The sequence below is a fragment of the Microbacterium marinilacus genome (genome assembly GCF_019753765.1).
Lineage (GTDB): Bacteria > Actinomycetota > Actinomycetes > Actinomycetales > Microbacteriaceae > Microbacterium > Microbacterium marinilacus.
Genome location: NZ_JAIJZW010000010.1, coordinates 43,456 through 56,946, shown reverse-complemented (window position 1 = coordinate 56,946; position 13,491 = coordinate 43,456). Strand labels below are relative to the sequence as shown.

The 13,491-nt window shown below is 71.7% G+C and carries 15 protein-coding genes; 14 read left to right on the top strand and 1 reads right to left on the bottom strand.

Annotated features, from left to right (window positions below; genetic code table 11):
- The first annotated feature begins 24 nt into the window (after positions 1–24).
- The 14 genes from K5S26_RS15040 (at position 25) to mobA (ending at position 12,819) form a co-directional block, all read left to right on the top strand.
- Positions 25–879, top strand: coding sequence for an SDR family oxidoreductase (locus K5S26_RS15040; protein ID WP_221859664.1), 855 nt, complete (start codon positions 25–27; stop codon positions 877–879).
- A 79-nt stretch (positions 880–958) separates the two neighbouring features.
- On the top strand, positions 959–3,772 hold the full coding sequence (locus tag K5S26_RS15035) for an FtsK/SpoIIIE family DNA translocase (protein ID WP_221859662.1): 2,814 nt from the start codon (positions 959–961) through the stop codon (positions 3,770–3,772).
- 5 nt (positions 3,773–3,777) lie between these two features.
- A complete protein-coding gene (gene pgsA, locus K5S26_RS15030; protein WP_221859660.1) occupies positions 3,778–4,353 on the top strand; it encodes a CDP-diacylglycerol--glycerol-3-phosphate 3-phosphatidyltransferase in 576 nt (191 codons plus the stop codon).
- A complete protein-coding gene (locus tag K5S26_RS15025; RefSeq protein ID WP_221859658.1) occupies positions 4,350–4,847 on the top strand; it encodes a CinA family protein in 498 nt (165 codons plus the stop codon). The genes pgsA and K5S26_RS15025 overlap by 4 nt, the downstream gene beginning before the upstream one ends.
- 142 nt (positions 4,848–4,989) lie before the next feature.
- Entirely contained in the window at positions 4,990–5,298 is a 309-nt protein-coding gene (locus K5S26_RS15020) for a helix-turn-helix domain-containing protein (protein ID WP_221859656.1), read from the top strand.
- 7 nt (positions 5,299–5,305) lie between these two features.
- Positions 5,306–5,524 carry a DUF3046 domain-containing protein gene (locus tag K5S26_RS15015; RefSeq protein WP_221859654.1) on the top strand — a complete coding sequence of 73 codons (219 nt, stop codon included), beginning with the start codon at positions 5,306–5,308 and terminating at the stop codon, positions 5,522–5,524.
- A 262-nt stretch (positions 5,525–5,786) separates the two neighbouring features.
- A complete protein-coding gene (gene recA, locus K5S26_RS15010) occupies positions 5,787–6,842 on the top strand; it encodes a recombinase RecA (RefSeq protein ID WP_221859652.1) in 1,056 nt (351 codons plus the stop codon).
- A 63-nt stretch (positions 6,843–6,905) separates the two neighbouring features.
- The gene (locus tag K5S26_RS15005; RefSeq protein ID WP_221859650.1) at positions 6,906–7,685 is read left to right on the top strand and encodes a regulatory protein RecX; all 780 of its coding nucleotides are present in this window, start codon (positions 6,906–6,908) and stop codon (positions 7,683–7,685) included.
- A gap of 82 nt (positions 7,686–7,767) precedes the next feature.
- Positions 7,768–9,324 (top strand): tRNA (N6-isopentenyl adenosine(37)-C2)-methylthiotransferase MiaB, encoded by a 1,557-nt coding sequence (gene miaB / locus K5S26_RS15000; protein WP_221859648.1) that lies wholly within the window; start codon positions 7,768–7,770, stop codon positions 9,322–9,324.
- 1 nt (position 9,325) lies between these two features.
- Positions 9,326–10,300, top strand: a complete 975-nt coding sequence (gene miaA, locus K5S26_RS14995) for a tRNA (adenosine(37)-N6)-dimethylallyltransferase MiaA (protein ID WP_372454412.1) — start codon at positions 9,326–9,328, stop codon at positions 10,298–10,300.
- 32 nt (positions 10,301–10,332) lie between these two features.
- Positions 10,333–10,782: a GNAT family N-acetyltransferase gene (locus K5S26_RS14990; RefSeq protein ID WP_221859646.1), complete on the top strand. Its 450-nt coding sequence runs from the start codon at positions 10,333–10,335 to the stop codon at positions 10,780–10,782.
- A 96-nt stretch (positions 10,783–10,878) separates the two neighbouring features.
- Positions 10,879–11,304 (top strand): GNAT family acetyltransferase, encoded by a 426-nt coding sequence (locus K5S26_RS14985; protein ID WP_221859644.1) that lies wholly within the window; start codon positions 10,879–10,881, stop codon positions 11,302–11,304.
- A 46-nt stretch (positions 11,305–11,350) separates the two neighbouring features.
- Complete coding sequence (gene dapF, locus K5S26_RS14980; RefSeq protein WP_221859642.1) at positions 11,351–12,229, top strand: diaminopimelate epimerase; 879 nt, start codon at positions 11,351–11,353, stop codon at positions 12,227–12,229.
- 8 nt (positions 12,230–12,237) lie between these two features.
- A complete protein-coding gene (gene mobA / locus K5S26_RS14975; protein ID WP_221859640.1) occupies positions 12,238–12,819 on the top strand; it encodes a molybdenum cofactor guanylyltransferase in 582 nt (193 codons plus the stop codon).
- A gap of 4 nt (positions 12,820–12,823) precedes the next feature.
- On the opposite strand, the gene K5S26_RS14970 is transcribed toward mobA, so the two are convergent.
- The gene (locus tag K5S26_RS14970) at positions 12,824–13,468 is read right to left on the bottom strand and encodes a class I SAM-dependent methyltransferase (RefSeq protein ID WP_221859639.1); all 645 of its coding nucleotides are present in this window, start codon (positions 13,466–13,468) and stop codon (positions 12,824–12,826) included.
- Between the last annotated feature and the right edge of the window lie 23 nt (positions 13,469–13,491).

Below are 13,491 nucleotides of genomic sequence, written 5' to 3'. Positions count from 1 at the left end.
CGCGAACGCAGCGAAGGAGCCGCCATGCCGGATCACGAGGCCGTCCGCCCCGCGTCGGAGGAGGCGTCGCTGCCGCTCCGCGGGCGCACCGCGCTGGTGACGGGCGTCTCGCGGCCCCGGGGCATCGGCTTCGCGGTGGCGCGGCGGCTCGCGTTGCTCGGCGCCGACGTCGTGGTGCATCATCACGCGCCGCACGACGCCGACTTCCCGTGGGGCGGCGCGGATGTCGACGCCGTGCGCCGCGGGCTGGGGCAGGCCCTCGTGCCCGGCGCGCGCTCGACGGACATCGCGGCCGACCTCGTCGAGGACGGCGCGGCCGAGCACGTCGTCGACGAGGCGCGCCGCCTGACGGGTCGCCTCGACGTGCTGGTGTGCAACCACGCGCGTGCGGGCCACGACGCATCGCTGCTGGACGCGTCGGCGGACGTGCTCGACGGTCACTGGCGGGTCAACACGCGTGCGACGCTGCTGATGACGCGGCGCTTCGCCGAGCAGTTCGTCTGGGACGGCGACGAGCACTCCACAGGACGAGCGATCTGGATGACGAGCGGTCAGCTGCACGGCCCGATGCCCGGGGAGGTCGCGTACGCCGCGCGCAAGGCGGCGCTCGCGGGCGTCACCCAGACGGTGGCCGCGGAACTGGTCCGCCGCGGCATCCTCCTGAACACGGTCAACCCCGGCCCCGTCAACACCGGCTATCTCGATCCCGAGACCTCGGATCGGCCCGACGCGCTCGACACCCTGCGCGAGGCGATGCCGCTGGGCCGGTTCGGTCACCCGGACGACCCCGCGCGGCTGATCGGCTGGCTGGCGAGCGACGAAGGCCGCTGGGTCGTCGGCGAGACGCTGTCCTCCGACGGCGGGTTCCGGCTCGGCTGAGCGCGCGGCCGGCCGTCGATCCGCGGGATCACCGGCGTCGCTCCCGCGCGATGTCGGCGCGGGGACGTACCGTGGAGGCATGCCACGCACGTCCACCGCGTCCAAGGCCTCCGGCGCCAAGCCCGCCGGCGGGAAGGGCCGCGCGGCCGCGAAGGCCGAGCCCGCGAGCAGCTCGCGCGCGCGCAAGAAGCCCGAGCCGGCCGCGAAGCCCTACTTCGAGGAGTCCGATCGCCCGCCGGTGATGGTGCGCGCCTGGAACGGTCTCGGGCACGCCGTCGGCGGGCTCTTCCGAGCCTTCGGGCCCGAGGCGCTCGAGAAGGATCAGCGCCGCGACGGCTTCCCGCTGCTGCTCGTGCTGCTGGCGGTCGCCGGCGCCGTCACCGAGTGGTTCTTCATCGGCAACGAGGTCGCCGCGAACATCAGCGCGTACTCGTTCGGCCTCATGATCGGCCGCGTGGCCTTCGTCTTCCCGGTGGCGCTGCTGCTGCTGGCGGGGTGGCTGTTCCGTCACCCGTCCTCCGTGCACGACAACGGCCGCATCGGCATCGGCTTCGCGCTGCTCACGATCACGGTCGCCGGCTTCTGCCACATCGCCGGTCTCCGCCCCGAGCCGTATCAGGGGATGCCCGCGCTGAGCCAGGCGGGCGGCCTGCTCGGCTGGATGGTCGGCGAGCCGACGGCGCTGCTGCTCAGCGACGTCGGCGCGTACGTGCTGCTGTCGCTCGTCGCGGCCCTCAGCGTGCTGATCATCACCAAGACCCCGCCGAACCGCATCGGCCGTCGCCTGGGCGAGCTCTACGCCTGGATGTTCGGCGCCGAGCGTGCGGAGGAGGGCGAGAACGGGACCGCGAAGGGCCAGACGGCGCCCACCGAGGTGCTCGACGCCGACGAGCAGGACGACCACGTGCCGTGGTGGCGCCGCAACAAGTCGGGGCGCGAGGAGGATCCGGACGTCGTCGACTCGCCGCAGGACCTCACCGAGCTGCTGACCGAGCAGTCGGACGGCGGATACGACAAGGCCATCGTCGTGGCCGAGCCCGAGCCGGACCCGCGCGACGCCGCGACCCAGGTGCTCAGCTCGATCAGCGGCGTCACGGGCTCGCTCGCCGAGGGCGGCTCGACCGGCCTCGTGGGGGACGGCGACGACTCGGACACGGGTGAGCTGCCCGGACTGCTGGGCTTCGGCACGGACGGCCCCGGCGCGCGCGGCCCCCAGCCGCCGTCGGCACCGTACGTGCTGCCGTCGCCGGCATCGCTGTCGGCCGGCCCGCCCTCGGTGGCGCGCAGCGAGGCGAACGACCGCGTCGTCGAGCAGCTCACGCGCGTGCTGGCCGAGTTCAAGGTCGAGGCCAAGGTGACCGGCTTCTCGCGCGGCCCGACGGTGACCCAGTACGAGATCGAGCTCGCCCCCGGCGTCCGCGTCGAGCGGATCACGCAGCTGCAGAGCAACATCTCGTACGCGGTGGCCTCGAACGACGTGCGCATCCTCGCGCCGATCCCGGGCAAGAGCGCGATCGGCATCGAGATCCCGAACACCGACCGCGAGACCGTCGCGCTCGGCGACGTGCTGCGCTCGGCCGCCGCGCAGAAGTCGAGCCATCCGCTCACGGTCGGCGTGGGCAAGGACGTCGGCGGCGGGTTCGTCGTCGCCAACCTCGCCAAGATGCCGCACCTTCTCGTCGCGGGCTCCACGGGCTCCGGAAAGTCGAGCTTCATCAACTCGATGATCACGAGCATCCTGATGCGCGCGAAGCCCAGCGAGGTGCGCATGGTGCTGGTCGACCCGAAGCGCGTGGAGCTGACGAACTACGCCGGGGTGCCGCACCTGATCACGCCCATCATCACGAACCCCAAGAAGGCCGCCGAGGCGCTGCAGTGGGTCGTGAAGGAGATGGACATGCGGTACGACGACCTGGCGTCGTTCGGCTTCCGCCATGTCGACGACTTCAACGCGGCGCTCGCCAAGGGCGAGGTCGAGGTGCCCGTCGGCAGCGAGCGCGTGCTCAAGCCGTACCCGTATCTGCTGGTCGTGGTCGACGAGCTCGCCGACCTGATGATGGTCGCTCCGCGCGACGTCGAGGACTCGATCGTCCGCATCACCCAGCTGGCGCGCGCCGCGGGCATCCATCTGGTGCTCGCGACACAGCGCCCGTCCGTCAACGTCGTCACCGGCCTCATCAAGGCGAACGTCCCGTCGCGTCTCGCGTTCGCGGTGACGAGCGTCACCGACAGCCGCGTGATCCTCGACGAGGGCGGTGCCGACAAGCTGATCGGCCAGGGCGACGCGCTGTTCTCGCCCATGGGGTCGTCCAAGCCGTTGCGCGTGCAGGGCGCCTGGGTCACCGAGGACGAGATCGACCGCGTCGTGGGGCACGTCACGGGGCAGGCGCGCCCGGAGTACCGCTCCGACGTCGCCGAGGCGATCGAGTCCAAGAAGAAGGAGATCGACGAGGACATCGGCGACGACCTCGAGGTGCTGCTCGCGGCCGCCGAGCTGGTCGTCACGAGCCAGTTCGGGTCGACCTCGATGCTGCAGCGCAAGCTGCGTGTGGGGTTCGCGAAGGCGGGCCGCCTCATGGACCTCCTCGAGTCGCGCGAGGTCGTCGGGCCGTCGGAGGGCTCCAAGGCCCGTGACGTGCTGGTCACGCCCGAGCAGCTGCCGCGGGTCCTCGCACGGATCAAGGGCGAGGAGCCTCCGGCGGGCGCCGCTCCCGCCGCAGCTCCCGCTCCCGCCGCCGGATCCGAGGCGCCCGCCGCGGCGCCGTCGGACGACGACGGCTACGGCGACGACGACCGTTACGGCGACGACCCGATCGAGGCGCAGTTCCAGGGCCGGCCGGTCGAGGACGACGAGGGCGACGAAGACGCCTGGCAGCTGACCGGCCGGGACTGACCGCGATGGCCATCCCGAGGCAGCTGCCGAACGCGATCACGATCGCCCGCATCCCGCTCGCCGTCGTCTTCTTCGTCCTCCTGCTCCTGGGCGGCTGGTTGGGGTCCGCCGACCTCGGCCTGCGCATCGCCGCGGCGGTGATCTTCATCGTCGGCATCTCGACCGACTGGGTGGACGGCTACCTCGCGCGGCGGTACGACCTCGTCAGCGATTTCGGCAAGCTCTGGGATCCGATCGCCGACAAGCTGCTCACCGGCTCGGCGTTCGTGGGCCTGGCCATCCTGGACGAGGTGCCGTGGTGGATGGTGGTGATCATCCTGATCCGCGAGTGGGGCATCACGATCCATCGCTTCACGATCGTGAAGCAGCACGACGTCGCCGCCGCCTGGATGGGCAAGCTCAAGACCGCCGTGCAGGGTGTGGCGCTCGGCTGGGCCCTCCTGCCGCTGCAGGGGATCATCGGCCTGTTCCCGTGGGCGCTCGGCACCGCGGTGCTGATGTGGGCGGTGCTGATCCTCACGGTCGCGAGCGGCATCGACTACATCGCGGCGCAGGTGCGCGGCGCGCGGACGGTTCGATGAGCCCGACGGTCGACCCCGTCGCCCTGCTCGCCGCGCTCCGCGACCGCGGATGGACGGTGGGTGTCGCCGAGTCGCTGACGGGAGGCCTCGTCGTGGCGACGCTGGTGGACGTTCCGGGCGCTTCGGCGAGCGTTCGCGGCGGCGTCGTCGCCTACGACACGGCCGTGAAGGCGTCGCTGCTGGGTGTCGATGCGGCGCTGCTCGCGGAGCACGGCCCGGTGCACCCCGAGGTGGCTCGGCAGATGGCGGACGGTGTGCGTCGCGCGATGGCCGTCGACGGTCGGCCGGCGGACGTCGGCATCGCGACCACGGGCATCGCGGGCCCGGAGTCGCCGGACGGACAGCGGGTCGGCACCGTCCACATCGGCGTGGCGACGCCCGACGGGGTGTCGGCGACGTCGTGGGTGTTCGCGGGCGGTCGCGCGGCGGTGCGGGAGGCCGCGCGCACGCAGGCCATCGTCGACCTCGCGCGCGCCGTGGGCCTCGGCGGATGAGCCGGCGCCGCGCGCGTGTGTTTCCTCCGCGTGAAAACTTGGACGATTCCCACCCCGCGCATAATCACGCGGGATTAGATTGGCCGCAACGGTGTTGTACTGTTGTGCACCCGGATGGGACGCAGTGAGGAGGGGGCCCGAGATGATCCTGGTTCGTCAAGAGATCGGCGATGTTCTGCGTAGCATGCGCCAGCAGAAGGGTCAGACCCTCCGACAGGTCGCCGGCAAGGCGAGCGTCGCGCTCGGCTACCTCAGCGAGGTGGAGCGCGGCCAGAAGGAGGCGTCGAGCGAGATCCTGGCATCGGTGGCCGAGGCCCTCGACGTGCCCATCTCGTCGATCATGCGAGAGGTCGGCGATCGGATCGCCGTGCTCGAAGGCGTGCAGCCTTTCCCGGACGTCGTCCCCGACGACCTCGTGGCCGAGGTCGGCCCGGAACTGTCGCTGCGCTGAGCCCGGCATGAGGCGCAGCGAGTTCCTGCGCGCCGTGGACGACGAGTTCGGCGCGCGCGCATCGTCCCTGTTGAACGATCTGGTGCTGCCGGGGATCGGACGAACGGCGTCTGAGGCGCTGGACGTCGGCGTGCCCCCTCGCGACATCTGGCTCGCGCTGTGCGTCGAGACCGACGTGCCGCCGTCGCGCCGCTACGGCGCCGGCCGGCTCGAGCCGCGCCGCTGACCCGGTCCCGCGCGGAATTCGAAACACGCGCGTCTTCTTTCGGCGTGTCATCGAAGATGTGTTCGAAGGCGGCGTAGTGTCGTCCACAGGTGGTGAGTGCCGCTCATCTGCTCTCCAGGGCAGGGCTCAGCGATGTGATGTCGGTGGTCCTCCCTAGCGTTGCAGGTGGCACATGAGCCACGCGCCTTGTCGCTGGATCCGGTCACCGAGGCCGGGCGCGACAGCCTACAGGCGACGGACACACGAGCAGAAGGAGCAGGTCATGGCAGCAGCAGCCGATCGCGAGAAGGCGTTGGACGCGGCACTCGCGCAGATCGACAAGCAGTTCGGCAAGGGCTCGGTCATGCGGCTGGGCAGCGACGAGCGGGCACCCGTCGAGGTGATCCCGACCGGCTCGATCGCCCTCGACGTGGCACTCGGCGTCGGCGGCCTGCCGCGCGGGCGCATCATCGAGATCTACGGGCCGGAGTCGTCGGGTAAGACGACGCTCACCCTCCACGCGATCGCCAACGTGCAGCGTGCCGGCGGCATCGCGGCGTTCGTCGACGCGGAGCACGCACTCGACCCCGAGTACGCCAAGAAGCTCGGCGTCGACATCGACCAGCTGCTCGTCTCCCAGCCCGACACGGGTGAGCAGGCGCTGGAGATCGCCGACATGCTGATCCGCTCGGGCGCCATCGACCTCGTGGTCATCGACTCCGTCGCCGCGCTCGTGCCTCGCGCCGAGATCGAGGGCGAGATGGGCGACTCGCACGTGGGCCTGCAGGCTCGCCTGATGTCGCAGGCTCTCCGCAAGCTCACCGGTGGCCTGAACCAGACCAAGACCACGGCGATCTTCATCAACCAGCTGCGCGAGAAGATCGGCGTCTTCTTCGGCTCGCCCGAGACGACCGCCGGCGGCAAGGCGCTGAAGTTCTACGCGTCGGTGCGCCTCGACATCCGTCGCATCGAGACGCTGAAGGACGGCGCCGACGCGGTGGGAAACCGCACCCGTGTCAAGGTCGTCAAGAACAAGATGGCGCCGCCCTTCAAGCAGGCCGAGTTCGACATCCTGTACGGCACGGGCATCTCCCGCGAGGGCAGCCTGATCGACTTCGGTGTCGAGCACGGCATCGTGAAGAAGTCCGGCTCCTGGTACACCTACGACGGCGACCAGCTCGGTCAGGGCAAGGAGAACGCCCGCAACTTCTTGATCGAGAACGCGGACATCGCGCTCGAGATCGAGAACAAGATCAAGGACAAGCTGGGGATCGGTCAGCGCGCCGCCGCCACCGAGACCGCGCCCTCTGACGAGGTGGCCGCTCGTCGCACGGCGTGATGACGATCGTCGACGCAGCTCGACGCAAGCGTCTCGGCGCGGCACGGTCGACGGGGGAGAGCGATGACTGACGAGGACGATCGTCTCGCCCCCGTGATCCCGCTGTTCGGCGGTGGTCAGACGGTCTCCGGCGCCACCGCCGAACCGACGGCACCGGAGACCGAGCCCGCAGAGGCGGCGGCCGAGCAGGCCGGGGACGATGCACCGAGCTGGCACACGACCTGGCGTGACCTCGGCTCGAGACCGGGGGAGCGCCGCCCACGGGCGGTCAAGCCGCTCGCGGTGAGGAACAGCGGCGGCGTCCACTTCGTCGAGATGCCCGAAGAGGACGACTCTGCCGAGCCGGACCTCGACGAGGTGCGCGCGGAAGCGCAGGAACGGCTCGTCAAGGCCCTTCGGCGACGTTCGCTGTCGGTGTCCGAGGCTCGGGCGAAGCTGCGCGAGAGCGAGCTCGATGCCGAGTCCATCGACGAGATCGTCGAGCAGCTGATCCGCTTGGGGGCACTCGACGACGCGGCGCTCGCCGACCAGCTCGTCTATGCGGGCGTGGAGCGGAAGAATCAGGGACGCCGCGCGATCGCGCAGTCGCTCTCCGCGCGCGGCATCGACCGAGCGGTCATCGACCGGGCGCTCGCCGAGCTGCCGGACGACGACTTCGAGCGCGCCCTCGAGTACGCGCGGGGCAAGGCCCGGCAGCTGCTGCGCTTCGACGACGACACCGCCCTTCGCCGGCTATCGGGCCAGCTGGCCCGTCGCGGATACGGCGGCGGACTGGCGCTGACCGCCGCGCGGGCGGCCCTGGATGAGGCACGGCGTCCGAGCTCCGGCGTCCGCTTCGACTGACCCGCAGGCTCCGTTCGACTCATCGCACGACGCGGGCCGTGCACGTCCGCTTCTCGGGTGCGAATCGTAGAATGGCCTCGCCATGACCACTTCAGCCAGCGCTCCTTCGAACGCCCCCACGCTCATCGAGCCCTCCTCCGCAGCCCTCGCCCTGGACGGCCGGCCGCGCTCGTACGAGGTGCGCACCTTCGGGTGCCAGATGAACGTCCACGACTCCGAGCGGCTCTCGGGGTCGCTGGAGAGCGCCGGATACGTCCGGGCCGAGGCCGGCACCGACGCCGACGTCGTCATCATCAACACCTGCGCCGTGCGCGACAACGCGGCGGGCAAGCTGTACGGCACGCTCGGCCATCTCAAGTCGCGTAAGGACAAGCACGAGGGAATGCAGATCGCCGTCGGCGGATGCCTCGCGCAGATGGACAAGGACGCCGTCCAGACGAAGGCGCCCTGGGTCGACGTGGTCTTCGGCACCCACAACATGGGGTCGCTTCCGAGCCTGCTGGAGCGTGCCCGGCACAACGGCGAGGCCGAGCTGGAGATCCTCGAGTCGCTGGAGACGTTCCCGTCGACGCTGCCGACGAAGCGCGACTCGGTCTACAGCGGCTGGGTCTCGATCTCGGTCGGCTGCAACAACACCTGCACGTTCTGCATCGTGCCGAGCCTGCGCGGCAGGGAGAAGGACCGCCGCCCCGGCGACATCCTGAACGAGATCCGCCTGCTGGTCGACGACGGCGCGATCGAGGTCACCCTCCTCGGCCAGAACGTGAACTCCTACGGGGTGGAGTTCGGAGACCGGCAGGCCTTCGGCAAGCTGCTCCGCGCAGCGGGCGAGATCGACGGGCTCGAGCGCATCCGCTTCACCAGCCCGCACCCCGCCGCGTTCACCGACGACGTGATCGACGCGATGGCAGAGACGCCTGCGGTGATGCCGCAGCTGCACATGCCGCTGCAGTCGGGCAGCGACCGCATCCTGCGACAGATGCGTCGCTCGTACCGCAGCGCGAAGTTCCTCGGGATCCTCGACAAGGTGCGAGAGCGCATCCCGAACGCGGCCATCTCGACCGACATCATCGTCGGCTTCCCCGGCGAGACCGAGGAGGACTTCCAGGACACGATGCGCGTGGTCGAGCAGGCCCGTTTCGCGAGCGCGTTCACCTTCCAGTACTCGATCCGTGAGGGCACGCCGGCGGCGACCATGCCCGACCAGGTCCCGAAGGAGATCGTGCAGGAGCGCTACGAGCGCCTGGTCGCGCTGCAGCAGCGCATCACGTTGGAGGAGAACCAGCGACAGCTCGGGCGTTCGCTTGAGGTGCTGGTGTCGACCGGCGAGGGCAAGAAGGACCAGAGCACCCACCGCCTCACGGGCCGGGCCGAGGACAACCGCCTGGTCCACTTCGAGGTGCCCGCCGGCTCCGAGGCGCCGCGCCCAGGAGACGTCGTCACGGTCGTGGTCACCCACGCCGCGCCCTCCCACCTGCTCGCGGACTCGACGGACGGCGCGCCGCTGCGCATCCGCCGAACGCGCGCCGGCGACGCCTGGGACCGCTCGCAGGCCGAGTCGTGCGCCGTGCCGGCGGCACCGACGACGGCCGACGGAGCGGTGCGGCTCGGGCTGCCGACGCTGCGCGTGGGCGTGTGAGGTGCCGCTGCGCGCGGCCGAGGCGGACGACCACGATGACACGGGAGGCGCGGCGGCGCGTCTGATCGCGATCGTCGGGGCCACCGGCACCGGCAAGAGCGATCTCTCGCTGGACCTCGCCGAGTATCTCGAGGCCCGCGGCACCGGGGCCGAGGTCGTCAATGCCGACGCCATGCAGCTTTATCGCGGCATGGACATCGGAACGGCCAAGCTGCCCGTCGACGCGCGGCGCGGGGTGCCGCACCACCTCCTCGACGTGCTCGACGTCGTGGAGGACGCCGCCGTCGCCCGGTACCAGGCCGACGCGCGCGCGGCGATCGAGGACATCCTCGCCCGCGGCCGTCACGCCATCCTCGTGGGCGGGTCGGGGCTCTACGTCTCCAGCGTGCTGTTCGACTTCCGCTTCCCGCCTCGTGACGAGGCGCTGCGGGCTCGGCTGGAGGCCGAGCTCGAGAGCGAGGGGTCGGGAGCCCTGTACGAGCGGCTGCGCCGGGCCGACCCCGCCACCGCCGAGCGAGTCGATCCGCGCAACGGCAGGCGCGTGGTGCGAGCCCTGGAGATCCTGGCGCAGGGGGAGCGCACCCACGGCGCTGCTCTGCCGGAGGCGCCCGAGGCCTGGCGCCCTGCGACGGTCCTCGGCCTGCACGAGGACCGCGCGACGCTGGTCGAGCGTCTCGACCGCCGAGTCGAGCGGATGTGGGCGGAGGGAATGGTCGACGAGACCGCGCGCCTACGCGAGCAGGGACTCGACCGCGGTGCGACCGCGGGGCGCGCGATCGGCTACGCGCAGGCGCTGGCACAGCTGCGCGGCGAGAGCACGCAGGCGGAGGCGATCGCGCAGACGCAGGCGTTGACCCGCCGCTACGCGCGGAGGCAGGTGTCGTGGTTCCGCCGATACTCCTCATCCGCGACGGTGCGGGTGCGGTGGGCCGAGGCGGGGGCGGTCGACGTCCAGGAGCTGGCGGCGGGGGCCTGACCCACGTCGGAGGCCCGTGCCACGCTCGAGACATGGACATCCGATTGCGCGAGGTGGGAGAAGACGACCTCGAGGTGCTGTTCGCGTTCGAGCAGGAGCCGGAGGCCGTCTCCCGTTCGCGGTTCCCGCCGCGCGATCACGACCGCTTCATGGCCCACTGGCGCGCGAACGTGATGCGGGGCGACGGCGTCCTCGTGCGGGCCGTGGTGGTCGACGGCACGGTCGCGGGAAGCCTCGTCACGTGGGACGAGGACGACGGACGACGCTTCCTCGGGTACTGGCTCGGGCGGGCGTTCTGGGGCCGAGGCATCGGCACGGCAGCCCTTCGTGCCTTCCTCGGCATCGACCGGAGCCGTCCCCTCCATGCCGACCCGCACGAGGGGAACACCGCCTCGCGTCGGGTGCTGGAACGCGTCGGGTTCGCGGACGAGGGCGTCGTCCTGCACGGCGCCCAGCGCCACGTGCTCTACGTGCTGCGCTGACGGCGGGGCGCGTGCAGAACGACGGGAGCCTCGGCGCCCGTCACGACGAGGCGCTGCGGTGCGGGCCCGATCCGCCGCCCTGGCAGAATCGCTCGGGTGACGATCACCATCCGCCCCCTCCACGCCGCAGACGACGACCAGGCCGTCGCCCTCTGGAACACCGTGGGGCTCGTCAAGCCCTGGAACGACCCGCACCGCGACCTGTCACGAGCGCGTGCCGTCTGGCCCGACCTGCTGCTCGCCGCCGCCGACGGCGACGAGGTCGTGGGCACGGTCATGGCCGGCTACGACGGCCACCGCGGCTGGCTGTACTACCTGGCGAGCGCGCCCCACCGCCGCGGCGAAGGCATCGGCCGCGCCCTCGTGGCCGAGGCGGAGCGGCGGCTCGAGGCACTCGGCTGCCCCAAGGTGATGCTGATGGTGCGCGCCGACAACGAGCCCGTCCTGGAGTACTACGACGCGCTCGACTACCAGCGCGAGACCACGCGGCTGACCGGACGCCGGCTGATCCCCGACGTGTGAGGGGCGGCGGGGCGCGCCGACCGGCGGGCGAAATAGACTCGAGGGCATGGCAGAGATCGCGTTCACCAAGGGCCACGGCACGGGAAACGACTTCGTGATCGTCGCGGACCCGGACGGTGAGCTCGATCTCGGCGACGCGCAGGTCGCCGCCCTGTGCGATCGCCGCTTCGGCATCGGAGCGGACGGGCTGCTGCGCGTGGTCCGCTCGTCCCGCATCCCCGAGGGGGCGGCGTCGCTCGCCGAGGAGCCCGACGCCGAGTGGTTCATGGACTACCGGAACGCCGACGGCTCCAAGGCCGAGATGTGCGGCAACGGCGTGCGCGTCTTCGTCCACTACCTGCTGGAGTCGGGCCTTGCCGACCTGCCGGCGGGGTCCACGCTGCCTGTCGGGACGCGAGCCGGCGTGCGCGACGTGATGCGGTCGGAGACCGGCTATCAGGTGGACCTCGGTCGCTGGCGCGCGGAGGAGGGCGAGCCCACCGTGCGCGCCAGGGGACTCGGGGTGCCGCGTCCGGGCCTCGGGATCGACGTCGGCAACCCGCACGTCGTGGTGGCCCTGGCCTCGGATGACGAGCTCGACGGCCTCGAGCTGACGGCGAAGCCCGAGATCGAGCCCTCGCCGCCGCACGGCGCGAACGTCGAGTTCGTGGTGCCGCGGGAGCCGCTCGTGAAGGACGGCGTCGGGCGCGTCCGGATGCGCGTGTTCGAGCGCGGCGTGGGCGAGACCCTCAGCTGCGGCACCGGCGTCGCCGCGACGGCCCTGGCGGTCCGAGACTGGGCGGGGCGGACCGCCCCCGATCACTGGCGGGTCGATGTCCCCGGCGGCACCCTCGGTGTGCGGATGTTCGCGGCGGAGGACGGCGAGCACGTGGCGCTCTCCGGGCCTGCGGCGCTCGTCTACTCGGGCACCGTCACGCTCGCCTGAATCGGACCATGGGCGAGGGCGGCGTGCTGCGGGGCATCGTGCTCGCGGGCGGCCGAGCGTCTCGTCTCGGTGGGCTCCACAAGCCGGGCATCCCGATCGCGGGCGAGCCGATGGTCGCCCGGGTCGTCGGCGCGTTGCGTCAGGTCGGCGCCGAGCCGCTGGTGGTCGGCGAGCACGAGGGCGTGCCGGATGGCGTGCCGGTCGTGCGTGAGGACCCGCCCTACTCGGGCCCGGTGTCGGCCGTGTCCGCGGGGATGCGGGCGCTGCCCCCACGGTCCGGGACGGTGCTGCTGCTGGGCGGGGACATGCCGTTCGTGACCGCCGCGGCCCTGCGCTCGCTGCTGCGCGCGCGCACGGGCCCCGTCGCCCTGGCCGTCGACGGCTCGGGGCGGGATCAGCCCCTGTGCGCGGCGTGGGAGGAGGAAGCCCTGCGGGAGCGCCTGGCGGCGATCGGCGACCCCCGTGACCGTCCTCTGCGGGCTCTGCTCCAGGGCGAGGAGCGGATCGTCCGGCTGCCGTTGCCGGACGAGGTGCTGTTCGACGTGGACACCCCCGACGACCTGCAGGCGGCCCGCGGCGACGAGCCGTGACGTCTCAGAACGCGGGCAGCTCCACCGGCTCCGTGGGCGGCGAGCCGTGGCGGCGCACCTTCAGGACCCGGTAGCCCTTGCCCGTGGCGGTGCGGTAGACGCTGAAACCGGCGTCGAAAGTGGACGCCAGCCATCGCTGCAGCGAGTCGGAGCCGAGGTCCCGCTTCACGACCAGGTGCGCGTCGCTGCGCTCGGCCAGGCGCGGGATCCAGGTCTCCATCAGCTCGTGCAGCACGGACTTGCCGACGCGGATCGGCGGGTTCGACCAGATGGCGCGGAACGCGATCTCGGTGGGAACATCCGCGGGCAGGACGGCGTTGACGTTGGAGAGTCCGAGGGAGGCGGCGTTGCGACGCACGAGGTCCAAGGCCCTCTCGTTGACGTCGACCGCCCAGACACGGGCGTGCGGCGACAGCGTGGCCAGGCTGAGGGCGATCGGCCCCCAGCCGCAGCCGAGGTCGAGGAAGTCTCCGCCCGCCGGCGGCTCGGGAGTGTTCGCGAGCAGCACCGAGGTTCCCACATCGAGGCGTTCGGGGCTGAACACCCCGCCCGCCGTGGTGAGCTCCACGGTGCGTCCGACGATCGGGACCCGGATGCGTCGCAGGTTCTCGGCACTGGTGGGACTCGCGGAGAAGTAGTGGTCCACCATAGGTGGCCAGCGTACCGGAGGAC